24 protein-coding genes and 1 pseudogene are annotated in these 25,439 nt (G+C 71.3%); 18 read left to right on the top strand and 7 right to left on the bottom strand.

The features are described 5' to 3' along the window. The first annotated feature begins 117 nt into the window (after positions 1–117). Positions 118–354, top strand: a complete 237-nt coding sequence (locus RBH18_RS16370; RefSeq protein ID WP_306208567.1) for a hypothetical protein — start codon at positions 118–120, stop codon at positions 352–354. Here the strand turns inward: RBH18_RS16370 and RBH18_RS16365 are convergent. Beyond that, positions 347–1,090, bottom strand: a complete 744-nt coding sequence (locus RBH18_RS16365) for a DUF6082 family protein (RefSeq protein ID WP_306208565.1) — start codon at positions 1,088–1,090, stop codon at positions 347–349. The two genes, RBH18_RS16370 and RBH18_RS16365, sit on opposite strands and share 8 nt — an antisense overlap. Before the next feature lie 192 nt (positions 1,091–1,282). After that, positions 1,283–1,918 carry a DUF4386 domain-containing protein gene (locus RBH18_RS16360; protein WP_306208563.1) on the bottom strand — a complete coding sequence of 212 codons (636 nt, stop codon included), beginning with the start codon at positions 1,916–1,918 and terminating at the stop codon, positions 1,283–1,285. Between the two features lie 117 nt (positions 1,919–2,035). Here RBH18_RS16360 and RBH18_RS16355 point away from each other — a divergent pair, with 117 nt between their 5' ends. Next, the gene (locus tag RBH18_RS16355; RefSeq protein ID WP_306208561.1) at positions 2,036–2,995 is read left to right on the top strand and encodes a hypothetical protein; all 960 of its coding nucleotides are present in this window, start codon (positions 2,036–2,038) and stop codon (positions 2,993–2,995) included. Positions 2,996–3,050: 55 nt separating this feature from the next. On the opposite strand, the gene RBH18_RS16350 is transcribed toward RBH18_RS16355, so the two are convergent. Continuing rightward, positions 3,051–4,058 carry an ABC transporter substrate-binding protein gene (locus RBH18_RS16350; RefSeq protein WP_306208559.1) on the bottom strand — a complete coding sequence of 336 codons (1,008 nt, stop codon included), beginning with the start codon at positions 4,056–4,058 and terminating at the stop codon, positions 3,051–3,053. A 106-nt stretch (positions 4,059–4,164) separates the two neighbouring features. Here RBH18_RS16350 and panD point away from each other — a divergent pair, with 106 nt between their 5' ends. From panD to RBH18_RS16325, 5 genes are all read left to right on the top strand, one after another. Continuing rightward, positions 4,165–4,584: an aspartate 1-decarboxylase gene (gene panD / locus RBH18_RS16345; RefSeq protein ID WP_306208557.1), complete on the top strand. Its 420-nt coding sequence runs from the start codon at positions 4,165–4,167 to the stop codon at positions 4,582–4,584. 128 nt (positions 4,585–4,712) lie between these two features. Further along, positions 4,713–4,916: a hypothetical protein gene (locus RBH18_RS16340; RefSeq protein ID WP_306208555.1), complete on the top strand. Its 204-nt coding sequence runs from the start codon at positions 4,713–4,715 to the stop codon at positions 4,914–4,916. 80 nt (positions 4,917–4,996) lie between these two features. Then, positions 4,997–5,812 carry an SAM-dependent methyltransferase gene (locus RBH18_RS16335; RefSeq protein WP_306208596.1) on the top strand — a complete coding sequence of 272 codons (816 nt, stop codon included), beginning with the start codon at positions 4,997–4,999 and terminating at the stop codon, positions 5,810–5,812. After that, positions 5,772–6,704, top strand: a complete 933-nt coding sequence (locus RBH18_RS16330) for a helix-turn-helix domain-containing protein (RefSeq protein ID WP_306208554.1) — start codon at positions 5,772–5,774, stop codon at positions 6,702–6,704. The genes RBH18_RS16335 and RBH18_RS16330 overlap by 41 nt, the downstream gene beginning before the upstream one ends. A gap of 130 nt (positions 6,705–6,834) precedes the next feature. After that, positions 6,835–7,797 carry an aldo/keto reductase gene (locus RBH18_RS16325; RefSeq protein WP_306208552.1) on the top strand — a complete coding sequence of 321 codons (963 nt, stop codon included), beginning with the start codon at positions 6,835–6,837 and terminating at the stop codon, positions 7,795–7,797. Positions 7,798–8,334: 537 nt separating this feature from the next. Here the strand turns inward: RBH18_RS16325 and RBH18_RS16320 are convergent. After that, the gene (locus RBH18_RS16320; RefSeq protein WP_306208550.1) at positions 8,335–9,291 is read right to left on the bottom strand and encodes a methionyl-tRNA formyltransferase; all 957 of its coding nucleotides are present in this window, start codon (positions 9,289–9,291) and stop codon (positions 8,335–8,337) included. A gap of 91 nt (positions 9,292–9,382) precedes the next feature. Between RBH18_RS16320 and RBH18_RS16315 the strand changes: the two genes are divergently transcribed. Both RBH18_RS16315 and RBH18_RS16310 read left to right on the top strand, forming a co-directional pair. Next, on the top strand, positions 9,383–10,678 hold the full coding sequence (locus RBH18_RS16315; RefSeq protein WP_306208548.1) for a lysine N(6)-hydroxylase/L-ornithine N(5)-oxygenase family protein: 1,296 nt from the start codon (positions 9,383–9,385) through the stop codon (positions 10,676–10,678). Between the two features lie 370 nt (positions 10,679–11,048). Continuing rightward, positions 11,049–11,420, top strand: a complete 372-nt coding sequence (locus tag RBH18_RS16310; protein WP_306208546.1) for a hypothetical protein — start codon at positions 11,049–11,051, stop codon at positions 11,418–11,420. Here RBH18_RS16310 and RBH18_RS16305 read toward each other — a convergent pair whose 3' ends face one another. Beyond that, a complete protein-coding gene (locus tag RBH18_RS16305) occupies positions 11,421–13,802 on the bottom strand; it encodes a glycoside hydrolase family 3 protein (protein ID WP_306208545.1) in 2,382 nt (793 codons plus the stop codon). A 23-nt stretch (positions 13,803–13,825) separates the two neighbouring features. Between RBH18_RS16305 and RBH18_RS16300 the strand changes: the two genes are divergently transcribed. Further along, entirely contained in the window at positions 13,826–15,217 is a 1,392-nt protein-coding gene (locus RBH18_RS16300; protein WP_306208543.1) for a serine hydrolase domain-containing protein, read from the top strand. A 10-nt stretch (positions 15,218–15,227) separates the two neighbouring features. Here RBH18_RS16300 and RBH18_RS16295 read toward each other — a convergent pair whose 3' ends face one another. Then, a complete protein-coding gene (locus RBH18_RS16295) occupies positions 15,228–16,316 on the bottom strand; it encodes a hypothetical protein (protein ID WP_306208541.1) in 1,089 nt (362 codons plus the stop codon). Between the two features lie 166 nt (positions 16,317–16,482). Between RBH18_RS16295 and RBH18_RS16290 the strand changes: the two genes are divergently transcribed. The 6 genes from RBH18_RS16290 (at position 16,483) to RBH18_RS16265 (ending at position 22,497) form a co-directional block, all read left to right on the top strand. After that, the gene (locus tag RBH18_RS16290) at positions 16,483–17,544 is read left to right on the top strand and encodes a PhoH family protein (RefSeq protein WP_306208539.1); all 1,062 of its coding nucleotides are present in this window, start codon (positions 16,483–16,485) and stop codon (positions 17,542–17,544) included. Positions 17,545–17,805: 261 nt separating this feature from the next. Then, entirely contained in the window at positions 17,806–18,276 is a 471-nt protein-coding gene (gene ybeY / locus RBH18_RS16285) for an rRNA maturation RNase YbeY (protein WP_306208537.1), read from the top strand. Between the two features lie 4 nt (positions 18,277–18,280). Continuing rightward, positions 18,281–19,666, top strand: coding sequence for a hemolysin family protein (locus RBH18_RS16280; protein WP_306208535.1), 1,386 nt, complete (start codon positions 18,281–18,283; stop codon positions 19,664–19,666). Further along, positions 19,659–20,027, top strand: coding sequence for a cytidine deaminase (locus RBH18_RS16275; RefSeq protein WP_306208533.1), 369 nt, complete (start codon positions 19,659–19,661; stop codon positions 20,025–20,027). The genes RBH18_RS16280 and RBH18_RS16275 overlap by 8 nt, the downstream gene beginning before the upstream one ends. Positions 20,028–20,425: 398 nt before the next feature. Continuing rightward, on the top strand, positions 20,426–21,346 hold the full coding sequence (gene era, locus RBH18_RS16270) for a GTPase Era (protein WP_306208594.1): 921 nt from the start codon (positions 20,426–20,428) through the stop codon (positions 21,344–21,346). Between the two features lie 77 nt (positions 21,347–21,423). Then, a complete protein-coding gene (locus tag RBH18_RS16265; RefSeq protein WP_306208531.1) occupies positions 21,424–22,497 on the top strand; it encodes an acyltransferase family protein in 1,074 nt (357 codons plus the stop codon). Positions 22,498–22,617: 120 nt separating this feature from the next. Here RBH18_RS16265 and RBH18_RS16260 read toward each other — a convergent pair whose 3' ends face one another. Continuing rightward, a complete protein-coding gene (locus RBH18_RS16260) occupies positions 22,618–23,421 on the bottom strand; it encodes a DUF4097 family beta strand repeat-containing protein (protein WP_306208529.1) in 804 nt (267 codons plus the stop codon). A gap of 142 nt (positions 23,422–23,563) precedes the next feature. On the opposite strand from RBH18_RS16260, the pseudogene recO reads away from it, so the two are divergent. Together recO and RBH18_RS16250 are read left to right on the top strand one after the other, a co-directional pair. Further along, positions 23,564–24,328 (top strand): annotated as a pseudogene (gene recO, locus RBH18_RS16255) (DNA repair protein RecO); the annotation flags it as partial. Between the two features lie 330 nt (positions 24,329–24,658). Beyond that, the coding region (locus tag RBH18_RS16250; RefSeq protein ID WP_306208527.1) for an isoprenyl transferase at positions 24,659–25,439 on the top strand (781 nt) is incomplete at its 3' end.

Genomic DNA, 25,439 nt, shown 5'->3' with positions numbered 1-25,439 from the left:
AAATCCCCGGCGTCAAGCTATGGAGGCTTCGCGCCTTCGCTCACGGGGCGAGGTGCGGTGTATCGCGTTTCGTGGTGTAAACGCCGTATCGGTTCCCTGCGTAAGAAGGGTCGGTCCATGGAGTTTGTGCGTCGTATCGGAAAAAGTCCCAGCGAGCGAGGGAGTCTGAACAATGCCACCTGCCCCGACATCTTCGAGCTCATCGACGGCTCGTTCGCGGTGATCGGCACCGATCGGACGGCTGAACTCAGCGCCGGATTGCCGTCCGATGCAGGTTTGGCGGACTACGAGCGCATCGTCGTGATTACCCGGGAAACACTCGTGGCAGCAAGGTCGGACATCTCCGTCAACTAGGCGTGCGACGCCTTGGTCGAAACCTCAGGTTTCGACGCTGGGGCGTGTTACGTCGAGCCGGGATGCCGGGATCTGACTGCGGGTGGCGGGCCGCCGCTTCGTCGTACTCAGCGCAGATCCTGGTGACGTGTTGAGCCAGGGCGAACTCCGTGCTGTTGGGATCAAGGTGCTTCCTCGCCTCCGCTGCGGCCTGCCAGTATTCGCGCATGACCGGGGATGAGAACAGATACCGCAGATTACCGACCTGGGACGCTGCGGGAAGATCCTCGGACTCGTGAGCGCGTAGGTGAAAGGACCAAATCATGTTGGCGTACAGCAGGCGCCGGACATCGCCTGCTGTCCGTGCCGGGTGCATCGCGGGCCAAACGTCGGCTAAGTCTTGGTCATCGACGCCCATTTTCAGGAGTTGCTGGTGAAGCATGCCCAAGTTGGCGTGTGAGGTGCGTGCGAGTAATCGGCGCTGATGCCCGAGCTCTCTACTGTTCTGCCTAGCGGTGATGATGACCGCCACAAGTGCCAGGCTGCTGATGATGGAACTGAGGACGCCGAACGTCTGGCCGACGTCGCTCCAGATCTGCCACTCCTCCGACGCTCCTCGCTGCGCCAGGACGGCGGCAAGGCCGACGCCGGCTAGCAAGGTGACAATGACAACGCCTGTAATGGCCGCCGTCCAGGCTGTGAGGCGGAGCGCTGCCAAAGCCTTGTGGGACGGTCGTTGTGCTGGCTCCTCGGTCATGGCGCCGCTACCTCCAGGCATCAGCACAGACTGTTGCGCGTATCGCTCTCTCGTCGGGTACTAATAATGCGTGGCCTTTTCGTGCTCCGCCAGTACCTGGCCGTGAGCGAGAAATGAATGGCTTGATGGCAAATGGCCAGGTGGCAGATTGCGTTCTCGCAGCCGTACACATATCGCACGTCTGGGCGATCATCAAAGGTGTGCAGGACCCCGGCGGGGGCCTTTGGCGATCAAATAGATGCCGAGGGAGAGTTCCCAGAGGGCGATCGGGAGGGAAGCGAGCGCCACGACGGGGGAGAAGCGGTCCCACGCGCCGAAGAGGATGCCGAGGTCGGCGGCCACCAGCAGGGGTGCTCCGGTCAGGCCCAGGGCGGGGAGCCATCGCGGGACGAGGCGGAACTGGTACAGCACGCTGCCCAGGAGGATGGCGTTGACGGCGGGGATGAGGCCTTGGCCGATGACGAAGAGGGAGTCGTAGAGGGCGACCCAGGGGCGACTGTCCGGATCATGGCCGGATCGGTGCAGTTCGGCGAGGGTCAGGAGGGTGGCCACCCCGGCGAGGACCAGGGTGGCTTCGACGACCCGGGCGGTGACGAAGCCCAGGGCGCGGCCCTCGGCCCTCTGCCGGAGGGTCGGGTGGAGCGCGACGGCGGTGCCGATGCAGGCCAGGGCGACGACGGTTTCGAGGACTGCGCCGAAGACCACTCCGGTGCCGGCGGCGGCGCCGTCGTGGAGGGCGTTGTAGAGGGGGAGGGTCGGCACCGAGACGAAGGTGAGGAGATAGAAGACGCCCGCGATCAGGGCTCTCTGCCGCTGACTGTCCTTCATGGAGCCATCGTGGTCGAGGCGGGTGCGGTGGGGACAGGGCTGAACGGGTGAACCGTTCGGGGCGGGGGTTCGTGTGGAGGGCGTACCGCTCACATAGCTCATGAAAGAGGCGCACCCATGCGAACGCTGACCATCTCCGCAATTGCCATGGCCGGCACGCTGCTGCTCGCGGGGTGCGGTGGGGATCCCGCGCCGCAGCAGCGCGCGGCCGAGGCGCCGGCTCAAGGGGGGACCGGTGGCGGTGCCGGGGCGCTGAACACGACCATCGGGACGGCGAAGACGTCCAAGGCGCAGCCCGGCACCGGCGATTGGGCGGCCCCGAACGGCGGGAATCTGCGTGCGGTCGACGTGGAGAAGGCCGACAACTGGGTGCAGCTGACCGCCGCGCGGGCCGGGGCGCTGGATCCCGTACTCGTGAACGGGGCCGGCCTGACGCTCTATCGCTTTGATGAGGACAGCGCCGACCCGCCGACGGCCACGTGCAACGGGGAGTGTGCGACGACGTGGCCGCCGGTGACCGTGGAGGCGGACGGGAAGATCTTCATCGCCGGGGTGGCCGAGGAGAAGGTCGGCGTGGTGCGGCGGGACGACGGCCGGCTGCAGGTGACCGTCGGGGGCTGGCCGGTCTATCGCTTCGCCAAGGACACCGAGGCCGGGGACACCAAGGGGCAGGGCGTCAAGGGCACGTGGTTCGGCATCACTCCCGATGGGGGCAAGGCGGGGGAGGCGGAGGCCCCGGCGGAGGAAGACCCGGCGGAGCAGAGCGCGCAGACCCCGGCCGGCAGCGCGAAGCGCGTCGTCCTCTTCGGCGGCCGGAACTTCAACGTCTTCGACGACGCCGCCAGCTCGCAGGTCATCGAGGCCGGCAGCGCCCCGGACGGCGGCTGTGTCAACGCCATCGACGCGAAGACCGCCTCCAGCATCGCCTTCGACGGGCTGGTCAAGGTGTGGGACGGGCCGGACTGCACCGGCGAGTCGCAGGAGCTGGGCGCGGTGAACGCCGAGTTCGTCGGGGGCATCGCCGATCTGCGGGACATCGACTTCGACAACAGGATCGCGTCGGTCAAGATCGGCTGACGCGGAAGCCGGACGGCCGGTCGCCTTTCCCCGAGGGCGGCCGGCCGTCCTCCTCTCACGAGGACTGGTTCGACAGATCCGCCACCGGCGTGGCGGGGTCGCCGTCGGTGGCGTTCTTCAGGGCCGGGAGCAGGACGTCCAGCGCGTACAGCAGGGCGTTGGGCCCGCCGTACGACAGGGCGCCGCTCAGCGGGGTCTCGAACGACGTGTAGATCGTGCGGTCCTCGGTGACCACCTTGAGGCGGCTGAAGGCCGGGGAGGCCAGCATGTCCTTCTTGGTCGCGCCCGTGACCATGAGGACGTCCTTGTCCAGGACGTCGAGGCGCTCCTCGCTGATGCCGTCGCGCTCGGCCTGGGTGCCGAAGCCCAGCAGGGTGAAGACCGTGCGGCGCGGGTCGTTCTCCGCCAGCAGCCAGTGCTCGCCCTTCTCGGGGCCGAAGTCCGCGACGAGGGTCTTGCCGGCGAACTGCGGGTTGGCGGTCTTCGCCTCCTCGAACTTGGCCTTCACCCGGTCCACCAGCGCCTGCGCCTCGGTGCTCCGGCCCAGCGCCTTGCCGATCGTCAGCGTCTGGACGTCCCAGGGCGTCTCCTCGTCCTTGTAGTCCGCGGTCTGGATCACCGTCGGGGCGATCTGGGAGAGCTTGTCGTACGTCTCCTTGTTGATCGTCTCGTAGATGGCCAGGATGAGGTCCGGCTGCTGCTTGATGATGGCCTCGTAGTTGATCTCGGCCGAGAAGGTGGGCAGCTGCTTGCCGCCGAGCGAGTCCTTGACCCAGGGGTAGGTCGGGTACTCGGTGAACCATTCGCGCGTGGCGACCGGCACGACGCCGAGAGCCAGCGTCGGGTCCTGGTCGTTCCAGCCGACCGTGACGACCCGGGTGGGCTGCTGCTCGATCGTGGTGGAGCCGAACTTGTGCTCGATGGTCACCGGGAAGGCCGCGGACGACGAGCCGGATGCCGCGGGGGCGGCAGAGTCTTCATCGGAAGCGCAGGCCGAGGTCGCGACGGCCAGCACGCCGGCGGCGGCCGCGGTGAGCAGGCGGCGGCGGGACAGGGAGGACATATCGACTCCAGAGAGTATGACGGAAGGCGAGGTTAGGTTAGGCTACCTTTGCTTCCGATCCGACGCGCCCCCGGAGGGCGGCGGAAAGACCAGAGAGATGAGGACCATGCAGCGCACCCTGCTCGGCGGCAAGATCCACCGCGCCACCGTCACCCAGGCCGACCTGCACTACGTCGGGTCGATCACGATCGACAAGACCCTCATGGACGCCGCCGACCTCATCGAGGGCGAGCAGGTCCAGGTCGTCGACATCGACAACGGGGCGCGCCTGGTGACCTACGTCATCGAGGGTGCGCCCGGCTCCGGCGTGATCGGCATCAACGGCGCGGCCGCCCGGCTCATCTCGGTGGGCGACCTGGTCATCATCATGTCGTTCAAGCAGGTCGAGGAGGCCGAGCGGGCCTCGTACGCCCCTCGCGTCGCGCACGTCAACGAGCGCAACGAGCTCGTCGAGATCGGCACCGACCCGAGCGCGCCGGTGCCCGGGGCGGAGGACCAGATCTCCAGCAAGGTGCTGGTCCACTGAGCACACTCACGGTCTGCCGGGACTGCTGCTGCGGCGACGCCGAGAAGCATCCCGGCACCGACCACGACGCTCAGCTCGCCGCGTTCCGGCAGACCCCGCATCGCGTACGCGTGAGCGACTGTCTCAAAGTGTGTGAGCGATCCAACGTCGTCGTCGTGCACCCCGCCCCCGAAGTCCGCCGGCGCGGGACCCGCGTGGTCCACCTCGGGGACATCCTCGACGAGAGCCTGGTCAGCGCCGTGGTCGCCTGGCTGGACGCGGGCGGCCCCGGCGTCGCGCCCCCGCCGGCCGTCCTCCTGGACAGGATTTTCGATCCGGCCGACTACGCCTGAGCGCCGACCGTCCTTTGTGATCGGGTCTATGCTCATCGCGCGACGATCGAGACGTGACACACGACACGAAGGAAGCGCACGTGGCAGAGGGTCCGGCCGCCGGCGGCGGCGAGCGCGACAATCCCAAGCTCGACACGACTGTTCCGCAGACCGCGCGGATCTGGAACTACCTGCTCGGCGGCAAGGACAACTTCGCCGCGGACCGGGAGGTCGGTGACCAGATCATCGAGAACCTCCCGCAGCTCGCGGAGAACGCCAAGCTGTCGCGGGCCTACCTCGCCCGCGCCGTGCGCCACCTCGCCGGGGAGGTGGGCATCCGGCAGTTCCTGGACATCGGCACGGGCCTGCCCACCGCGGACAACACGCACGAGGTCGCCCAGTCCGTGGCGCCCGAGGCGCGCATCGTCTATGTCGACAACGACCCGCTGGTGCTGGCGCACGCCCGCGCGCTGCTGACGACCAGCAACGAGGGCGCCACCGCCTACATCGACGCGGACATCCGCGACAGCAAGAAGATCCTCGCCGAGGCCGGCAAGACGCTCGACCTCACCCGGCCGGTGGCGCTGTTCCTCATGGGCATTCTCGGCCACATCGAGTCCGACGACGAGGCCCGGCGGATCATCCGGTCGTTCATCGACGAGCTGCCCTCGGGCAGCTATGTCGCCATGTACGACGGCAGCGACACCAGCCCCGACAACACCGAAGCCGTCCGCATCTGGAACATCTCCGCCAACCCGAAGTACCATCTGCGCACGCCGGAGCAGTTCGCGGGGCTCTTCGAGGGCCTGGAGATCGTGGCGCCGGGCATCGTGTCGGTGGTCCACTGGAAGCCCGAGCCGGGCGCGGAGAAAGCCGATGAGATCCCCCAGTACGCCGTCGTTGCCCGCAAGCCGTAACCAGCGGGCCCTGGCCGTGAGCGCACCGGAGCAGAACGGCGGTCCCACGGTCCGCCGGCTCCAATTGGGTGCCCGCCTGCGCAGCCTGCGCCTGGCCGCGGGGATCACCCGCGACCGCGCCGGATACGAGATCCGGGGCTCCGAGTCGAAGATCAGCCGGATGGAGCTCGGCCGCGTCGCGTTCAAGGAGCGCGACGTCACCGACCTGCTCCGGCTCTACGGCGTCACGGACCAGGGCGAGCACGAGCGGCTGCTCGCCCTGGCCCGCGAGGCGAATTCCCCCGGCTGGTGGCACTCGTACGGCGACGTGCTCACCACCTGGTTCCAGAACTACCTGGACCTCGAGCAGGCCGCCGAGCTGATCCGCACGTACGAGATCCAGTTCGTCCCGGGGCTGCTGCAGACCGACGCGTACGCCCGGGCAGTGATCATGCTCGGACACGGCACCGCCTCCGCCGAGGAGATCGACCGGCGCGCGGACCTGCGGATGGCGCGCAAGCAACTGCTGCGCCGGGAGAACCCGCCCCGGCTGTGGGCGGTCATCGACGAGGCCGTGCTGCGCCGCCCGATCGGCGGGATGGACGTGCTCCGCGAGCAGATCGAGTACCTGCTCGAGGCGTCGGCCCACCGCAACGTACGCCTGCAGGTGATCCCCTTCGCCTCCGGCGGCCATGCGGCGGCCGGCGGGGCGTTCAGCATCCTCCGCTTCGCGCACGCCAACCTGCCCGACGTGGTCTACATCGAGCACCTGACCAGCGGCCTCTACCTGGACAAGCGCGACGACGTCGACCACTACGCAGCGGCGATGGGCCGGCTGGTCATCGAGGCCGAGCCGCCCGACCGGACGCAGGAGATCCTGCGGGACATCCTCCGGGAGCTGAAGACGGCGTAGGTTCGGGCCGCGACATCACCCGGAGCTGGAGACCGCACAGGTTCGGGTCGGGGCATCCTGCGGAGCTGGAGGCGGCGCAGGTTCGGGTCGTGGCATCCTCCGGGTGCCGGAGACGGCGTAGGTTCGGGTCGTGAGGACGACGACTCTGGGCAAGGACGGGCCGCGGGTCGGCGTCGTCGGGCTGGGCTGCATGGGGATGACCCACGCGTACGATCAGGCCGCCCCGCGCGACGACGCCACCTCGGTCTCGGTGATCCACCAGGCCCTCGACGCCGGCATGACGCTGATCGACACCGCCGACGTCTACGGGCCGTACACGAACGAGGAGCTGGTGGGCCGGGCCCTCGCGGGCCCGTGGCGCGAGCGTGCCGTGCTGGCCACCAAGGTGGGGCTCGTCACGGGCGGCGGCACCGGGGGAGGCCCGGCGGGGCTGGGCCGCAACGGCACCCCGGAGCACATCCGCGCCTCGATCGACGCCAGTCTCCGGCGGCTCGGCACCGACCACGTGGACCTCTACCAGCTGCATCGCGTCGACCCGGCGGTGCCGCTCGAGGAGACGTGGGGCGCGATGGCGGAGACGGTCGCCGCGGGCAAGGCGCGCGCCATCGGCCTGTCCGAGGTCACGGTGGAGGAGATCCGCCGGGCCCAGGCCGTGCACCCGGTCGCCTCCGTGCAGTCCGAGCTGTCCCTGTGGACCCGGGACCCGCTGGCCGGCGTGCTGCCCCACTGCACGGCCGAGGGCATCGCCTTCCTGCCGTTCTCGCCGCTGGGGCGGGGCTTCCTGACGGGCCGCTTCGCCTCCTTCGACGACCTGCCCGCCGACGACTTCCGCCGCGACCTGCCCCGCTTCCAGCAGGACGCGCTGCGCGCCAACCTCGCCATCGTCGGCAAGGTCCGCGAGGTGGCCGAGCGCCTGGGCACCACCCCCGCCCGCGTCGCCCTGGCCTGGGTGCTGGCGCAGGGGCCCCGGGTGATCCCGATCCCCGGCACCAAGACGCCCAGGTATCTGGCCGACAACGCGGGTGCCGCCGACCTGACCCTCGACTCCGCCGAGCTCGACGACCTCCCCGCACCCGAGGGCGCCCGCTACTGATCAAAACCGGTTCGCAGCTGCGTACTGGCCGATCCCCGATCATCGCGGCACAGTGGGTGTCGCTGGGCGTGCCGGGGAGGGTGACGCCCACGACCGGTCCCGCTCCGCCCCGGCCGCGAGGCCGACCGCCGCGCCGATCTGCGGAACGCGCGGCGGGGCCGGGGCGGGCGGCTCGGCCGGACCGTGCCCGCGTGCCACGCCAGGCCGCGTGCCACGCCAGGCCGCGTGTGACGTCGGGCCGCGTGTGACGCCATGCTGAGTGTGACGTCAGGCCGCGTGTGACGTCAGGCCGCGTGTGACGTCAGGCCGCGTGTGACGCCACGCCGCGTGTCACGCCACGGAGCCACGCCACGCCACGCCACGGCGCGAGCCACGCCACGGCCACGGAAAGCCCGCGAGGCGCGGAAAGCCCGCGAGCCACGGGAAGGCCCGCGAGCCGTGGGGGACCCGCGGCATCGACGGCGGGCGGAAAGCTGCCAGGCGGAAACCTGACAGGCGGAGACCCCGGCGACGGGCGGAATCCCCAGGCGAACGGGCTCAGGCCGGCCGGGGATAGCTCGTCAGATACCCGCCCATGGTGCGGAAATAGTCCTGGGCGGCCCGCTCGACGCCGTCCTCCGTGCGTACGGTCCGGATGAGCAGCGCCCTGCTGCGCCCGCGTCGCGCCTCCGCGCCGGCGACCACGGCCACGCCGTCGCCCTCGCGATAGAAGATGCGGCCGGGGGTGCCGCCGTAGACCGCCGACGAGACGCCCGCGCGGACGATCTCCAGCCGCTGTCCCTTGTGGAAGCAGAAGGCCTGCGGATAGGGGTCGGACTGCGCGCGGACCAGGCGGGACAGCTCCTCGGCGGTCCAGGTCCAGTCGATGCGGATGTCCTCCTCCGAGCGCTTGTGGAAGAAGCTGGCCTTCGAGCGGTCCTGCGCCGGGAAGTCGCGGCGGCCCGTAGCCAGCTCGGCGAGGCCGTCGACGGTGATCGGGCCGAAGAGCTCCAGCGTCTTGTGGAAGAGGTCGGTCGCGGTGTCCGACGGGCCCACCGGGACGGCGCGCTGGAGCACGATCGGCCCCGCGTCGAGGGTGTCGTCCATGAGGTGCGCGGTGACGCCGACCTCGGGTTCGTCGTTGAGCAGGGCCCAGATCAAGGGCGAGAAGCCGGCGTACGCGGGCAGCAGCGCATCGTGCACGTTGAGCGTCCCGAACGGGGGCAGCGAGAAGATGCGGGGCGGGATCCACGTGCGCCAGTTGGTGGCCACGAGCACGTCCGGGGCCGCCTGCTTGAGGGCGTCGTAGAGCTCGTCGTCGTCGGCGCGCTCGCGGATGAGCACCGGCACGCCGGCGTCGCGGGCGAGGTCCTCGACCGAGTCGGCCCACACCTTCTCGTAGGCACCCTCGCCGCGGGGGTGGGTCACCACGGTCACGACGTCGTGTTCGGACCCCAAGAGGGCCTGCAGGGTCCGGTGGCCCCACGTCTGAAAGCCGAACATGACGACTCGCATGAATGTTTCTCCCTCATCCGTGGGTGCAGGACCTTAGGTTAGGCTAACCGAAATCCGGGGCCAGGTCGGCCCCGCGTTGGAGGGAACGGACATGTCTGAACCTGAACTCGACGTCGTGGGGATCGGCTTCGGCCCGTCCAATCTGGCCATGGCGATCGCCGTGTCGGAGCACAACGCATCGGGCGCCTCCCCGGTCTCCGCGCGGTTCCTCGAGCGGCAGGCATCCTTCGGCTGGCATCGCGGCATGCTGCTGGACGACGCGACCATGCAGGTCTCGTTCCTCAAGGACCTGGTCACGCTCCGGAACCCGACCAGCGAGTTCAGCTTCCTGCGCTACCTGCACAGCCGGGGCCGGCTGGTCGACTTCATCAACCACAAGAACCTGTTCCCGCTGCGGGCCGAGTTCCACGACTACTTCGTGTGGGCCGCCGAGCAGGTCGCCGACCAGGTCACCTACGGCTCGGAGGTGCTCTCGGTGACCCCGGTGCGCGGCGAGGGGGGCGACGTCACGGCGGTCGACGTGCTGGCGCGCGAGGGGGAGCGGCTGACCACGCTGCGCGCCCGCAACCTGGTCGTCGGCACCGGCCTGCGGCCGCGGCTGCCCGAGGGGGTCACCGCCTCCGACCGGGTGTGGCACACCAGCGACCTGCTGCACCGGCTGCCCGGGATCCGCGGGACCCGGCCGCGCCGCTTCGTCGTCGTGGGCGCCGGCCAGAGCGCCGCGGAGGCGGTTGCCACGCTGCACACCGAGTTCCCCGAGGCCGAGGTGTGCGCGGTCTTCTCCCGGTACGGGTACTCGCCTGCCGACGACAGCAGCTTCGCCAACCGGATCTTCGACCCGGCCGCCGTCGACGAGTTCTATGCCGCCCCGGAGGCGGTGAAGCAGCAGCTCATGGACTATCACGGCAACACCAACTACTCCGTCGTCGACATCGATCTGATCAATGAGCTGTACCGCCGGGCGTACCAGGAGAAGGTTCTGGGCCGGGAGCGGCTGCGCATGCTGAACGTCTCCCGGATGACGCAGGTGGCCGACGGCCCGGACGGGGTGGTGGCGACCGTGCACTCGCTGGTCACCGGCGAGGTGACCAGGCTCGAGGCGGATGTGGTCGTGTGCGCGACCGGCTATCACCAGGCCGACCCGTTCGCGATCCTGGGCGACGTCGGCGAGCTGTGCCGGCGTGACGAGCGGGGCCGGGCGCGGGTCGAGCGCGACTACCGGATCGCCGCCGACCCGGGCCTGCGGGTGGGCGTCTATCTGCAGGGCGGCACCGAGCACACGCACGGCATCACGTCGGCGCTGCTGTCCAACACCGCCATCCGCGTGGGCGAGATTCTCGATTCGGTCGTCTCGCGCAGGACGGCTCCGACCCTCATCCCGGCCTGACCGGGTACGAGACTTTTTGCGGCCCGGGCGGGTGCCCGGGCCGCTTTTCGTCGTTCGGCGGCCGGGAAAGCGCACGATCTGCGGTCCGGCCCTTAATGATCAATAAGGACCGTTACCTGCACTTTCCCGCAACTCTGGGGGGTGTACCCACGCCGTTCGCCCACTGTCAGCTCATCCGTTCGTCCGAACTCAGCGCATGATCGTTGTCACAATTGGTCACGAGGAGGAAACTTCGTGCTCGCGTTGATCCCCTCCCCCTCGACGCTGAGGACGTGACATGACCAGCCCCCAGCAACCAGTCCAGGCGCATGCCCGGAAGCGAAGTCCACTGCCGTGGATCCTTTTCGCCGTTTTCGTCGTGGCAGCCGGCGTGGTCCTCGGACCCCGCCTGCTCGGCGGCGACCAGGAAGTCTCGGCGGCGCCCGTCGCGGAGTCCACAGCGGACCCCATGGCCGACGCCGTCAACAAGTGCGACCCCGACCGCAAGGGCACCAAGCTGTCCGACAGCAACAGCCGGCTCACCGTCAGCGGCGCCGTCGAGGGCAAGTCCTCGGCCGGTGTCTCCGAGGAGGCGCTGACCTGCATCCTGGACACGCTCCAGGTGCCCGGGGCGCTCAGCTCCCGGATCCACAAGACGGTCGGCGCCGACGGTGACCTGCAGGGCAGCTGGCCCGGCTACAAGGTCACCTGGAAGAACAACGAGGCCGACGGCATCGACCTGACCGTCGTCCGCACCGAGTAGTCACAACGACAGCTCTGCTGTCAGGCGGACATCGTCGAGGGCGTGCGCGGCAGACACCGTGTACGCCCCCGGCACGGTGTGCCACCCGCCGTCCCAGATCTGCCACGTCCGCGCCGGCAGGGGCACCCGCACCGTCACCGTCTCGTCCGGGTGGGCCGACACCGCCGCGAAGCCGGCCAGCCACCGCTGCGGCCGCTCCGGCAGCACCCCGTGCGGGCCCACGCCGACCGGCGCCTCGCCGGCCGGGGCCACGTACACCTGCACGACCTCGCGCCCGAAGCGGGCACCCGTGTTCCGCAGCGTGACCACCGCCTCGGTCCCGGTCGCCACCAGCGACTCGTAGTGCCAGCTCGTGTAGCCCAGCCCGTGCCCGAACGCGAAGAGCGGCGTGGTGCCGGCCCTGTCCCACGCCCGGTAGCCCAGGAACACGCCCTCGTCGTAGCTCAGCACGCCGTCGCGCGGCCGCACCTCGAGGATCGGGCAGTCCTGTTCGCGCCGGGGCCACGTGGTCGGCAACCGGCCGCCCGGCTCCTCCGCCCCGAACAGCACGTCGGCCAGCGCCAGCCCCGCCTCCTGCCCCGGGAACCACGTGAGCAGGATCGCCGCGACCTCCTGCGCCCAGGGCAGCAGCACCGGCGACCCCGAGTTGACCACGACCACCGTGCGGGGGTTCGCGGCCGCCACCCGTACGACCAGCTCGTCCTGCCGGCCCGGCAGCGAGAGCGACGTGCGGTCGAAGCCCTCCGACTCCACCTGCTCGGTCGTGCCCACGACGACGATCGCGACGTCCGCCTCGCGCGCCGCCGCCACCGCCTCGGCCAACCGGCCCTCGGCCGACACCCCGGGTGGCTGGTGGCCCAGCGTCGTGGCGACCGTGTGCCCCATCCCCGGCCGCAGCGTCTGCCGCAGCCTGACTTCCACGGGTACGCCTCCCGTCAGCCCGACGACCACCCGGTGCTCCCGCGGCGACAGCAGCAGGTCCGCCCGTCCCGTGCCGGCGGGGTGCAGCGCGCCGATCGGGAGATGGTCGTCACCGACCCGCAGCTCGAACGTCCCGAACCCGGACACCGCGAACGTGTGCTCCCCGTCCTCCAGCGGGGTGAACGTGGTCACCAGCTCGATCCCCGTCACCGCCGCCGGATCGGTGCCGCCCGGCAGGTCGCCGATCCACCGCACCGCGGCCGCCGGCACCTCGAACGAGTGGTCCGCCCCGAGCAGCGTGACCGTGGTGGGCGTGGCGAGCGCGGGCAGGAACGGCCGCGGGTCAGCGCCGACCGCGTGCACGAGATCCACGCCGGGCAGCGCCCGCACGATCCCCTCCCACGGGGACACGACGTGCGGGGGAGTCACCTGCGCGCTGCCGCCGCCGAGCACGCGCGCATCGGTGGCCAGCGCACCGATCACCGCCACGCGGGTCAGGGCGGCGGGCTCCAGGGGAAGCGTGTAGCGCTCGTTGCGGGCGAGGACGAAGGAGCGGACGGCGACCTTGCGAGGCACGTCCCCACCGAGCGGGGACGCCGTGCGCGGCTCGCCCAGCGCGCCGGTCCGGGCCGCCAGGCGCAGCACCCGGCGTACCTTGTCGTCGATCAGCTCCTCCGGCACCTCGCCGGACCGGACCGCGGTGACCAGCCTCGGCCCCCAGGGGTTCTCCAAGGCCGGCATCGCGATGTCCAGGCCCCCGAGCGCCGCACCGACCGTGTCCCGCGCCGCCCGCCAGTCGGACACGACCACCCCGTCGAAGCCCCACTCGTCCTTCAGCACGTCCTGCTGCAGCGGCCCGTTCGCGGCCATCGGCAGGCCGTTGACCCCGTTGTACGCGCTCATCACGCCCCAGCCGCCCGCCGCCACCACCCGCTCGAACGGCGCCAGATAGACCTCGCGCAGCGCCCGCTCGCCGATCCGTACGTCGACGCTCATCCGCTCGGTCTCGAAGTCGTTGCCCACCAGGTGCTTGACCGTCGTGCCCACGCCCTGCTCCTGCACGCCGGTGACGAACCCGGCGGCCAGCTCGCCCGACAGCAGCGGATCCTCCGAGTAACACTCGAAATGCCGCCCGCCCAGCGGCGTGCGCTGCAGGTTGACCGTCGGCCCGAGCAGCACGTGCACGCCCTTGCGCCGCGACTCGTACCCGAGCAGCCGGCCCGCCTCCCGGGCCAGCTCGACGTCCCAGGTCGCCGCCAGCGCCGTCGGGCTCGGCAGCGCCACCGACGGGTCCCCGGGAGCCCAGCCCGTGCCGCGCACCCCCACCGGACCGTCCGACATCACGAGCGACCGCAGCCCGATCCGCGGTATCGCCGGCAGCGACCAGAAGTCCTGCCCGGTGAGCAGCGACACCTTCTCTTCCAGCGACAACAGCCCGACGAGGTCCCCAGGGTCAGTCATCCCCTGAGCTTAGGATCTTGCAGGTGACTTCTGAACGCTCGACCGCCGCCGGGCAGCGCCTCGAACGGGCCACCCGGCAGGCTCAGGCCGACGGCCGCATCCCCGCGCTGTCGGTCGCCGTGCACCGCGCCGACCGCGACCCCTGGGCCTTCACCGTCGGCGACTCCGGCACCGGCCGCCCCCTGGACGCCGGCAGCCGCTTCCGCATCGGCTCGGTCACCAAGACGTTCACCGCCGTCCTCGTCCTGCAGGCCCGCGACGAGGGCCTGCTCGACCTCGACGACCCGGTCGCCGCGCACCTCGACGTCCCCGCCCACGGCAGCGCGACCGTCCGCCGGCTGCTCTCGCACACCGCCGGCCTCCAGCGCGAACCCCACGGCGACATCTGGGACACCCTCGTCACCCCGGACGACCAGCAGCTGCTCGCCGAGCTCAGCCGCGCCGAGCGGGTCCTGCCGGACAACCGCCGCTTCCACTACTCCAACCTCGGGCTCGCCGTCCTCGGCCAGCTCGTCGCCAAGCTCCGCGGCGGCACCTGGGCCGCGGTCCTGCAGGAGCGCATCCTCGACCCGTTGGGCCTTACGGAGACCACCGTCGACCCCACGGATCTGGCCGTCACGGGCTGGCTCGTCGACGCGTACTCCGACGCGGCCCGCCCCGAGCCCCCCTTCGACATGCGCGGGGCCGGGCCCGCCGCCCAGCTCTGGAGCACCGCCCGAGACATGGCCCGCTGGGCCGCGTTCCTGGCCTCCCCGGAGATCGTCGACCCCCACGGCAGGGTCCTCGCCGCCGCCACCCTCGACGAGATGCGCTGGCCCCTCACCACCCGCGACGAGACCGTCTGGTCGACCGGCTTCGGCCTCGGCCTCATCCTCGTCCCGCAGGGCCGCCGCGTCGTGCACGTCGGCCACGACGGCGCCATGCCCGGCTTCCTCGCCGGCGTCTACGGGCGCCGCGGCGGCGAAGGCAACCCCGGAGCCCTCGGCGCGGCGGTCCTCGGCTCCTCCGGCACCGCCGGCGAGATCAACACCCTCGTCCACGAGCTGCTGCACCAGGCCGTCGAGCACGACCCGGCCGACATCGTGCCGTGGCGTCCCGGGCGGCCCGCCCCCGCCGCGTACCGGTCGATCCTCGGACCCTGGTGGGGCGAGGGCTTCCCGCACATCTTCAGCTGGCACGACGGCACGCTGCAGGCCCGCAGCGCCGAGGCCCCCGCCGACGCGCCCCCGGCCGTCTTCCGCCCGCTGCCGGAAAACCCCGACTGCCTGCGTACGGTCTCCGGCCGCGAGACCGGCGAACTCCTCCGCCTCACCCGCGACGAGACGGGCGACGTGGTCCGCATGCACTGGGCGACCTACCGCTTCACCCGCCGCCAGGAAGCCTTCGACGGCGTCTGGGTCTCCGAGGGCGCGTAGGGGCAGACCCTTAACGCCACAACTCCGGGAAGCGCTCGCGCGCCCGGGCGAAGAACTCGTCCGAGTCGTCGGCGTCGAGGGCGGCCGCCGCCAGGCTCAGGCGGGCGGCCGTCAGAGTGTCCGGGTCGCCGGCCCGATACAGGGTCTCAACCGCGTTGCGCCGGTCGAGGGCCTGCTGAAGCGCCTCCGCACCCTCATCCCCGAGATCGCCGGCGGCCACGAGAATGGTGTCGCCCCCCACCAGGGACCAGGCATCGTTCCGGTCGGGCTGCGGCATCGGGGGCAGCGACCGCTCCACCAGCGCACGCGGTGGGAGAAAGGTGCCCTGGCGCAGGGCGGTCAGCGCTCCCGGCACCCACGACTCGCCGGCCAGCCCGCAGTTCTCCAGAACGCGCTCCACCGCCCACGCCGTCACGGACCGGTGGAGGGCGGGCGACGCCCCGGCCAGGGCGGCCGCCAGATCACCGTCCAGCTCGTCGAGCTCGTCGTCCTGCTCGTGCCAGCTCTCGAGCTCTTCCCGCTCCTGCCGCTCGGCCCGCCTCGTCCGCAGCTCCTGGACCCGCTCTCGCAGCTCCTCGGCCGTCCAGGCCGGCTCGTGCCCCTTGGCGTGCCAGTACTCGGCGGACGGCCCGCCCGTACGCAGGATCCGGTCGGCGCCCGTGAGCGGCCAGAACTGAAGCAGGTAGTGGTCCACCGGCTCGTCGCCCATGTTCGTGTCCAGGTCGTGGGCAGCGGCGAAGCCGCGGGCGCAGTAGCGGGCGCGGTAGATGCCGGGCGGCAGGTCGACCGGGCCCTCGCTGGAGTCGAATGCGCTGAGCCACAGGTCGTCGCTCGTGGTCGCGTAGATCACCTCCACCGCGTCCGCCCACTCGTCACCGAGCTCGGGCGCGGTGTCGTGCAACTCCAGGCGGACGTGCACATCGCCGGTGTGCAGGCCGGTGACCATGGTCAGCCGGCCGGGGACCGCGGCGCCGCACAGCCCGTTGGCCTGACCTCGGGTGGCGTCGTCCCGGCCACCGGCTTCGTCGTCGGCCGGGGCCAGGTCGAGGAAGCGGTAGTGCACGTGGATGCCGGTGTCGAGCAGAACTTCGGCGAGCATGATTCGCACGCTGCCACACCCGGGGGAGACGTCCGCCGAAACGGGCGGTAATGGCCTCGGCGGGGGTGCCTTGGAGCGGATACGATGGCACGACCTCAGGCACGCCGCCGACCAGCGGCGGGGACTAAGACAGAGAGCAGGTGGCGTAGGCCTCACGGCCGCCCCTATGACCGGCACCGACCACAGCAGCGCTGGCGCTCGGGTGCAGACCAGGATCTCGGTCGCCGACCCGAAGATCATGGTGAACCTGCTCGGCCCCAAGGACGAGATCCTGCGGCTCGTCGAGCGGACCCTGGCCAGCGACGTGCACGTACGCGGCAATGAGATCACCATCACCGGCGCGCCCGCGGACAACGCCACCGCGGAGCGGCTCTTCTCGGAGCTCATCGAGCTGATCGAGAAGGGCGAGACCCTGAGCGTGGACGCCGTGCGGCGCACCGTCGCCATGCTCGAGCAGAACACCGCGGAGCGCCCGGCCGAGGTGCTCACCCTCAACATCCTGTCCCGTCGCGGGCGCACCATCCGCCCCAAGACGCTGGGGCAGAAGCGCTACGTCGACGCCATCGACGAGAACACGATCGTCTTCGGCATCGGCCCCGCCGGCACGGGCAAGACCTATCTGGCGATGGCCAAGGCCGTGCAGGCGCTGCAGGCCAAGCAGGTCAACCGGATCATTCTCACCCGCCCCGCGGTCGAGGCGGGCGAGCGGCTCGGCTTCCTCCCGGGCACGCTCAACGAGAAGATCGACCCCTACCTGCGCCCGCTCTACGACGCGCTGCACGACATGCTCGACCCGGAGACGATCCCGCGCCTCATGCAGGCCGGCACGATCGAGGTCGCGCCCCTGGCCTACATGCGTGGCCGCACGTTGAATGATGCATTCATCATTCTGGACGAGGCGCAGAACACCACGCCCGAGCAGATGAAGATGTTCCTGACCCGGCTCGGGTTCGGGGCGAAGATCGTCGTGACGGGCGACATCACGCAGGTCGACCTGCCCGGCGGGACGACCAGCGGGCTGCGGCTCGTGCGGGAGATCCTGCGCAACGTCGACGACGTGCACTTCGCCGAGCTGTCGTCGACCGACGTGGTGCGGCACCGGCTGGTGGCGGAGATCGTCGACGCTTATGCGCGGTTCGACGCCGATCAGGAGGAGGCCGGGCAGCAGGGCGTGCATGCCGTGCCCGGGCGGGGAGCGGGCGGTGGCCGGCCCAACCGGCGGCGCTGACCCCGTCGATCGAGCATCCCGGGCCGGCGGGCCCCGGGCGGGACGAGCCCGATCCCGCGCCGGTGTCGCCGGGCGCGGGATCGGGCACGTCCGGGCCTTCGCTGCCGACCCGTGCGTCACAAAACCCGGACCGGGGCTCGCCCGGTCCGGGCGCGTTCGTCAGAATTGCACGGAGAGCGACCTGCGGACGCGGGCCGCCCACGTGCGCCGCCGCCGGGGGGACCGGCGCGGACCCGACCGGAAGCTGGGGTAGAGCACCACATGTCCATCGAGATCGGCAACGAGTCGGGAGTCGAGGTCGACACCGACGCGATTCTCGCGGTGGCCCGGCACGCGCTCGACGAGATGGGGGTCAACCCGCTCGCCGAGCTGTCGATCCTGCTCATCGACATCGACTACATGACCGAGCTCAACCATCGGTGGATGGGCAGCGACGGCCCCACGGACGTCCTGGCCTTCCCGATGGACGAGGGCAGCGTCGACCACGGGCCCGGCGAGGCCGGCACCGGGGAGCCCGCCCTGCTGGGCGACATCGTGCTCGCGCCCGAGGTGGCCGCCAAGCAGGCCGTCACGGCCGGGCACACCGCCGCGGACGAGCTGCACCTGCTGACCGTGCACGGCGTGCTGCACCTGCTCGGCTACGACCACGCCGAGCCCGAGGAGGAGCGCGAGATGTTCGGGCTCCAGGCGCGGCTCCTGCAGAGCTGGCGCGCCGGGCGGCGGGCCGGCTGACCCGATGGAGCGATCATGGGCCGTGCTCGCCGACGGGGCGAGCGCGGCCGCGCCTGCCGGGCTGCCGGATCTGCAACTGATCGGGGCGGCTGTCGTCCTGGTGTTCCTCGCCGGGCTCGCGTCGATGACCGACGCCGCCCTGGCCACGGTGTCGCCCGCCCGGGCCGCCGAGATGGAGCGGGAGGGGCAGCGGGGAGCCGCCGCGCTGACCGCGGTGGCCGCCGACGTCGTCCGTCACCTGAACCTGCTGCTGCTCCTGCGCCTGCTGTGCGAGCTGACCGCGACCACGCTGGTGGCGCTGGTGGCGGTGGACAGCTGGGGGGTGGGCTGGCGGTCGGCGCTGGTCACGGCCGGGGCGATGACCGTGGTGAGCTTCGTCGTGGTCGGCGTGGCGCCGCGCACGGTGGGGCGCCAGCACGCGTACGCCGTCGGCCGCGCGACCGCCCCGCTGGTGCGCTGGATCGGCCGGGTGCTCAACCCGCTCGCGTCGCTGCTGATCCTCATCGGTAACGCGGTGACGCCGGGCAAGGGGTTCCCGGAGGGCCCGTTCGGCAGCCAGGTGGAGCTGCGGGAGCTGGTGGACCTCGCCGAGCAGCGCGGCGTCGTGGAGCACGGCGAGCGCGAGATGATCCACTCGGTCTTCGCGCTCGGGGACACGATCGCCCGGGAGGTGATGGTGCCGCGGACCGAGATGGTGTGGATCGAGGCGCCCAAGAGCCTCGAACAGGCGCTCTTCCTCTTCCTGCGCTCGGGTTTCTCGCGCATCCCGGTGATCGGGGACAGCGTCGACGACGTGCTGGGCGTGCTCTATCTCAAGGACGTGATCCGGCGCACGCAGAACGGCGACCCGGCCGCGTCGGCGATGCCGGTGGCCGAGGTGATGCGGCCGGCGACGTTCGTGCCCGAGTCGAAGCCGGTCGACGACCTGCTGTCGGAGATGCAGGCGGCCCGCACGCACCTGGTGATCGTCGTCGACGAGTACGGTGGGACGGCCGGCCTGGTCACCATCGAGGACATCCTCGAGGAGATCGTCGGCGAGATCACCGATGAGTACGACGTCGAGCGCCCCCCGATCGAGCACCTCGACGACGGCGCGGTGCGGGTGACCGCGCGGCTGCCGATCGAGGACCTGGGCGAGATCTTCGGGGTCGAGCTGCCCGCCGACGAGGTGGAGACGGTCGGCGGCCTGCTCGCGCAGACGCTGGGCCGGGTGCCGATCCCGGGCGCCACGGTCGACGTGGGCGGCCTGCACCTGGTGGCGGAGGGCACGACCGGCCGCCGCAACAGGATCGACTCGGTGCTGGTGCGCCGGGCCGAGAACGCGCCGGCGGAGTCCGCCGGCACCGAGAACACTCCCGAGACCGAGGAAAGACAGCACGCCGATGCCTGAGAAGACCATTCCGAACGCCGGTGCCACCGAGCTGGGCGCCGAGGACGCGAAGCTGGTCACGCTGGCCCGCGGCGCGCGCGCCCGGGTGGGCGCGGCCGAGGGAGCATCGGTACGCGACCAGGACGGCCGCACGTACGCCGCGGCGACCGTGGCCCTGCCCAGCCTGCAGGTGACCGCCCTGCAGCTGGCCGTGGCGTCGGCCGTGGCGGCGGGGGCGCAGAGCCTTGAGGCGGCTGCGGTGGCCACGGCGGCGGAGACGCTCGACGGGGCCGGGCACGCGGCGGTGCGTGACCTGGGCGCGGCGGCGCCGATCCATGTGGTCGGCGTGGACGGCGAGCTGCGGGGCACGGTGACGGAGTGAGCGACTCGGGCGAGCGGCGGCGACCGGAGGCCGACGAGCGGCGTCTCACCCCCGGCGAGCGGAACGAGCTGCGCCGGCGTGAGCGGCAGGCGGAGAAGCGGCGGCAGGCGGCGGGCGAGACCCGTCAGCCCCGGCGCCCTTCGGGCGAGTCGGGCGGTCGCAAAGCAGAGGCCGGCGGTCGGCGCGGCGAGGCGGGCGGTCGGCGCGTCGTTGCGGGCGAGACCGAGCGGACGCCGGGCGCGGCCGAGGTCGGCAAGTCGAATAAATCGGGAAAGTCGGGTGAGCGGAAGCCCCGGCACACCGCGGCGCGCCGGGCGGAGACGGCCGAGCGCGCCACGCAGGCCGACGCGGCGGGGGCGGGCGCGGACAGGCCGGCCTCCCGGCGTACCGAGCAAAAGGTGCACCGGCACAAGGCGGCCTCGCGGCAGGAAGCTCGGGACGACGTCTATCGCGCCGGTTTTGCCTGCTTCGTCGGGCGGCCGAACGCCGGCAAGTCGACCCTGACCAACGCCATCGTCGGGCAGAAGATCGCGATCACGTCGAACAAGCCGCAGACCACCCGGCACGTCATCCGTGGCGTGCTGCACCAGGAGAACGCCCAGCTCGTGCTGGTCGACACCCCCGGTCTGCACCGGCCGCGCACGCTGCTGGGCGAGCGGCTCAACGATCTCGTCCGCGAGACGTGGAGCGAGGTCGACGTGATCGGCGTGTGCTTCCCGGCGGACGAGCCGGTCGGCGCCGGGGACCGCTTCATCTCGACCGAGATCGCCGAGCTCAAGGCCACGGTCATCGCCGTGGTGACCAAGGTCGACCTGGTCGATCCGGCCACGCTCGCCGAGCGGCTGCTGGCGGTCAGCAAGCTGTACGAATTCGCGGAGATCGTCCCGGTCAGCGCGGTCTCCGGGCACCAGGTGGAGACGCTGGTCGACGTGATCGTCAAGCACCTGCCGGAGTCGCCGCCGCTCTATCCCGACGACGTGCTGACCGAGGAGCCCGAGCAGGTGCTCATCGGCGAGCTGGTGCGCGAGGCGGCGCTGGAGGGCGTCCGGGACGAGCTGCCGCACTCGATCGCGGTGCTGGTGGAGGAGATGATCCCCGAGGGAAATCTCCTCAAAATCTACGCGAACGTGTACGTCGAACGGGACAGCCAGAAATCCATCGTCATCGGCACGCGGGGTTCCCGGCTCAAGGAAGTGGGTACGAAGGCCCGGGCGGAGATCGAGGCTCTTCTGGGCCGTAAGGTCTACCTTGACCTGCACGTTCGTGTCGCCAAGGAGTGGCAGCGGGACCCGAAGCAGCTCCGGCGGCTGGGGTTCTGATCGGGTTTTTTGGCACGATCTGTGGGACGTTTCACACGATTTGCACAGGTAAGCGCTTTTAGATAGCCATGTAACTCATGCGGAACCGGTATCTCGACGTGCTGCGCGCGGTCGCCATCGCCCGGGTCGTCGTGTACCACTCGACGGGCTGGGCGGTGCTGACGATCGCGGTGCCGGCGATGTCGGTGATGTTCGCGATGGCCGGATCGCTGATGGCGGCCTCGATCGACAAGTCGGGGCCGCTGGCCGTCGAGCGCCGGATGCGCCGCCTGCTGCCGTCGCTGTGGGCGATCGCCGGCATCGCCGTCCCGATCATGCTGCTGACCGGCCTCGACTGGGACTGGCGGATCTTCCTCTGGGCCATGCCGGTGCAGGACGCGCCCGTCAACGGCTGGGGAGCGATGGTCCTCAACGCCTCGTGGTACCTGCGGGACTTCCTCTGGTTCGTCCTTCTCTCCCCGCTGCTGCTGCCGGTCTTCCGCCGCTTCCCGCGCATCGCGGTCGCCGTGCCCTACGTCGCACTGGCGGTCCTGGAGCTCGGCGACTTCACCGTGCACCCGATCCTGCACGACATGGCGCTCTACGGCGGCGCGTGGCTGATCGGCTTCGCGCACCACGACGGCCTCCTGCGCAAGGTCAACCGCAAGATCCTCGTCGGCGGTGCCGGGTTGCTCGCGGCGGGCGGCGCGGCCTGGTTCCTGACCCACCCCGGACCCCGCGGGTACGACCTCAATGACATCCCGCTCGGCAACGCCCTCTGGTCGGCGGCGTTCATCCTGATCGCCCTGGGCTTCGCCCCGCTCGCCACCCGGGCCCGCTCGAACCGGCTCATCACGATCCTCAACGCCCGAGCGCTCACGATCTACCTGTGGCACGTCCCGATCATCGTGGGCGTGATGTGGTTCGCGGAGAGGCACGCCCTGCCGGTACGCGGCTGGGACGGCTTCAGCTGGCGCATCCCCGTGGTCATCGGGCTCGTCGCCGTGGCGGTGCTGCTCTTCGGCTGGGTGGAGGACTTCGCCGCCGGGCGGCCGCCGCGCCTCGTCCCGGGCGGCCGGCCCCGCGTCGCCCCGGTGTCCCCGGCGCCGGCGCTGCCTCCCGCCCCCGTCGCGGTGGTCTCCGGGCCGGCCGGTCCGTCCCCGGCGCCCTAGGTCGTACCGAGTCCGGCCGATCGCCGCCCTTCACTTTCTCGCGGCCCTCGCCTTTGCCTCCGGCCCCGCTGCCGGGCGCCTCCGGCTTCCCGTGGCGCGGGCCGTTTGCTCCGCCGTCTCTCAGGGGGTGCTGACCACGTTGGCGTCGCCGCTGCTGGCCTTCAGGTCGAGCACGTTCGGGGCGGACGGGTTGCTGACGAGGTCCGTGTTCAGCCCGTCGCCGTCGTCGCTCCGGGGCGGCCCGACGATCTTGTAGTCGCCCATCGGCACGATCAGGTTGATGTCGCCGCTGCTGGCCCGGGCGGTCACCGAGGCCGCCTTGGTGAGCCCGAGCGTGATGTCGCCGGACGACGAGTTCGCCTTGATCGGCTTGCCGCCGCCGAGCTCGTGCGCCAGCAGGTCACCGGACGAGACGGACAGGTTGAGGGCGCCGCCGAGATCGTTCGCAGTGATCGAGCCGGACTCGGCGCGGGCGGTCACGTCCCCCGCGATGCGATTGAGCAGCAGGTCGCCCGAGCTGACCTGCACGTCGGCGGACGCCACCTGGCTCAGCGTGAGGTCGCCCGAGCTCAGGCGCCCGCTGACCTTCACCCCGGCCGGGGCGGTGATCTCGTACGAGACGGAGCAGTGATCCCCGCACGAGGTGTTGACGTTGAGCGTGCTGCCCGCGACCCGGTAGGAGATCTCGGGGTCGCGCCCGTCCGTGCGGACGATCCGCTTGATCCGCGTCTCGGCGGCCGCGCCGGTCGAGACCGCGACGTCCCCGCTGCTGCCGTCGATCACGATGGCGGTGATCTTGGCCTTCTCCGTGTCGTCGTAGGTGAGCTTCGCGCCGACCCCCGCCCCACAGCCGGTGAGGACGGTGGCCGTGGCAGCGGCGGCCAGGGTGAGCGCCCCGGCCCGGCGGATCAGTCTCGCGGTCATGCCCAGAACGCTATGAGCCCGCCCGGGGTGACACCACCGGACTCACCCCGGAGCCGACCCTGAGATCCGCCTCAGGGTCGGGCGGGCCCGCTCTTTCCGGTGCCGTGGGAAGGTTGTCGTACCCAGGGGGCAGAATGTCGGGGTGCCCAGCGGATCCGGATATCGACGCCAGCTCTACCGCGACGACGCGGTGGTGCTGCGTGTGCAGAAGCTGGGGGAGAGCGACCGGATCATCACGCTGCTGACCCGCCGCCACGGCCGGCTGCGCGCGGTGGCCCGGGGCGTCCGGCGGGTCAACTCCCGCTTCGGCGCCCGGCTGGAGCCCTTCGGCCACATCGACCTGCAGCTCGCCGGCTCGCCCGAGGGCGTCGGCAGCAGCCTGCACTCGATCAGCCAGGTCGAGGGCGTCAACCTCTTCGGCAAGAAGTTCCTCGAGGACTATCCGCGCTACACGGCGGCGAGCGCGATCGCCGAGACGGCCGAGCGGCTGACGCCCGTGGAGCGCGAGCCGTCGCTCCGCCTCTTCCAGCTGACCCTCGGGGCCCTCAAGGCGCTGGCCGTGGGCGAGCACGCGACAAGCCTGGTGCTCGACGCCTACCTGCTGCGCGGCATGGCCTTCGCCGGCTGGGCCCCGGCAATCGCCGAGTGCGCGGTCTGCGGCGAGGCGGGCCCCCACGGCGCCTTCTCGGTGCCGGCCGGCGGCTCGGTCTGCCCCGACTGCCGCCCACCCGGCGCCGCTCACCCGGCACCCGCAACCCTGGGCCTGATGGCCGCCCTGCTCGGCGGCGACTGGACGGTTGCCGACATCGCCGACCCCTCGGTGCGCCGCGAGTGCAGCGGCCTGGTCGCGGCCCACCTGCAGTGGCACATGGAACGTAACCTCCGAGCCCTGCCCCTGGTCGACCGACGGGAGTCCGGATCGTTGCGCCGCGCTGATGCCTCGTCGGCTGCGTCCGGTGACCTGCCGCCGGTCCTGCGGCCCCGCGCTGATCGGTCGTCGGCTGGGTTCGGTGATCTGCCGTCCGCCCGTGCTGATCTGCCGTCCGTCCTCGCTGATCGGTCGTCGGCTGGGTCCGGCGATCTGCCGTCCGTCCCCGCTGATCGGTCGTCGGCCGGGTTCGGTGATCTGCCGTCCGTCTTGCGGCCCCGCGGCGATTCTCCGCCGGTTCCTGACTTCCTCCGCGGTCCTCAGCCGTGACCTTCCTGCCCCTCTGATCCTGTGACGGGAGCCCTCCCAGTGACACGTCCGCCCACTCCGCACATCTCCGGCGCCAAGCCGCCCGCGCTGCCCAAGGAGGCGATCCCCAAGCATGTCGCGATCGTCATGGACGGCAACGGGCGCTGGGCCAAGGAGCGCGGCCTGTCCCGCACCAAGGGGCACGAGCAGGGCGAATACTCGCTGTTCGACACGATCGAGGGCGCGCTCGAGCTCGGCATCCCGTACCTGTCGGCCTATGCCTTCTCCACCGAGAACTGGAAGCGCTCGCCGGAGGAGGTCCGCTTCCTGATGGGCTTCAACCGCGACGTCATCCGCCGTCGCCGGGACGAGCTCAACGACCTGGGCGTCCGCATCGTCTGGTCGGGCCGCGCGGGCCGCCTCTGGAAAAGCGTGATCAGTGAGCTCCAGACCGCCGAGGAGCTCTCCCGCGGCAACTCGAAGCTGACCCTGCAGTTCTGCGTCAACTACGGCGGCCAGGCCGAGATCGCCGACGCCGCCGCCGCGATCGCCCGCGACGTGGCGGCCGGCAGGCTCAAGGCCGACAAGGTCAACGAGAAGACGATCCAGCGCTACCTCTACCACCCCGAGGTCCCCGAAGTGGACATGTTCCTGCGGCCCTCCGGCGAGCAGCGCACGTCCAACTTCCTGCTGTGGCAGTCCGCCTACGCCGAAATGGTCTACCTCGACACCCTCTGGCCCGACTTCGACCGCCGCCACCTCTGGTACGCCTGCGAGCTCTACGCCCAGCGCGACCGCCGCTTCGGCGGAGCCCTGCCCAACCCGGTCGCCCCCGCCCCCG

The organism is Actinoplanes oryzae (genome assembly GCF_030757795.1).
Classification (GTDB): domain Bacteria; phylum Actinomycetota; class Actinomycetes; order Mycobacteriales; family Micromonosporaceae; genus Actinoplanes.
This window is presented reverse-complemented; position numbering and strand designations above follow the sequence as displayed.

Excerpts from the sequence above, each read along its gene's own strand:
- RBH18_RS16370 (WP_306208567.1), top strand. The coding sequence starts at position 118 with ATGGAGTTTGTGCGTCGTATCGGAAAAAGTCCCAGCGAGCGAGGGAGT.
- RBH18_RS16365 (WP_306208565.1), bottom strand. The coding sequence starts at position 1,090 with ATGACCGAGGAGCCAGCACAACGACCGTCCCACAAGGCTTTGGCAGCG.
- RBH18_RS16360 (WP_306208563.1), bottom strand. The coding sequence starts at position 1,918 with ATGAAGGACAGTCAGCGGCAGAGAGCCCTGATCGCGGGCGTCTTCTAT.
- RBH18_RS16355 (WP_306208561.1), top strand. The coding sequence starts at position 2,036 with ATGCGAACGCTGACCATCTCCGCAATTGCCATGGCCGGCACGCTGCTG.
- RBH18_RS16350 (WP_306208559.1), bottom strand. The coding sequence starts at position 4,058 with ATGTCCTCCCTGTCCCGCCGCCGCCTGCTCACCGCGGCCGCCGCCGGC.
- panD (WP_306208557.1), top strand. The coding sequence starts at position 4,165 with ATGCAGCGCACCCTGCTCGGCGGCAAGATCCACCGCGCCACCGTCACC.
- RBH18_RS16330 (WP_306208554.1), top strand. The coding sequence starts at position 5,772 with ATGAGATCCCCCAGTACGCCGTCGTTGCCCGCAAGCCGTAACCAGCGG.
- RBH18_RS16320 (WP_306208550.1), bottom strand. The coding sequence starts at position 9,291 with ATGCGAGTCGTCATGTTCGGCTTTCAGACGTGGGGCCACCGGACCCTG.
- RBH18_RS16315 (WP_306208548.1), top strand. The coding sequence starts at position 9,383 with ATGTCTGAACCTGAACTCGACGTCGTGGGGATCGGCTTCGGCCCGTCC.
- RBH18_RS16305 (WP_306208545.1), bottom strand. The coding sequence starts at position 13,802 with ATGACTGACCCTGGGGACCTCGTCGGGCTGTTGTCGCTGGAAGAGAAG.
- RBH18_RS16295 (WP_306208541.1), bottom strand. The coding sequence starts at position 16,316 with ATGCTCGCCGAAGTTCTGCTCGACACCGGCATCCACGTGCACTACCGC.
- RBH18_RS16290 (WP_306208539.1), top strand. The coding sequence starts at position 16,483 with ATGACCGGCACCGACCACAGCAGCGCTGGCGCTCGGGTGCAGACCAGG.
- ybeY (WP_306208537.1), top strand. The coding sequence starts at position 17,806 with ATGTCCATCGAGATCGGCAACGAGTCGGGAGTCGAGGTCGACACCGAC.
- RBH18_RS16280 (WP_306208535.1), top strand. The coding sequence starts at position 18,281 with ATGGAGCGATCATGGGCCGTGCTCGCCGACGGGGCGAGCGCGGCCGCG.
- RBH18_RS16275 (WP_306208533.1), top strand. The coding sequence starts at position 19,659 with ATGCCTGAGAAGACCATTCCGAACGCCGGTGCCACCGAGCTGGGCGCC.
- RBH18_RS16265 (WP_306208531.1), top strand. The coding sequence starts at position 21,424 with ATGCGGAACCGGTATCTCGACGTGCTGCGCGCGGTCGCCATCGCCCGG.
- RBH18_RS16260 (WP_306208529.1), bottom strand. The coding sequence starts at position 23,421 with ATGACCGCGAGACTGATCCGCCGGGCCGGGGCGCTCACCCTGGCCGCC.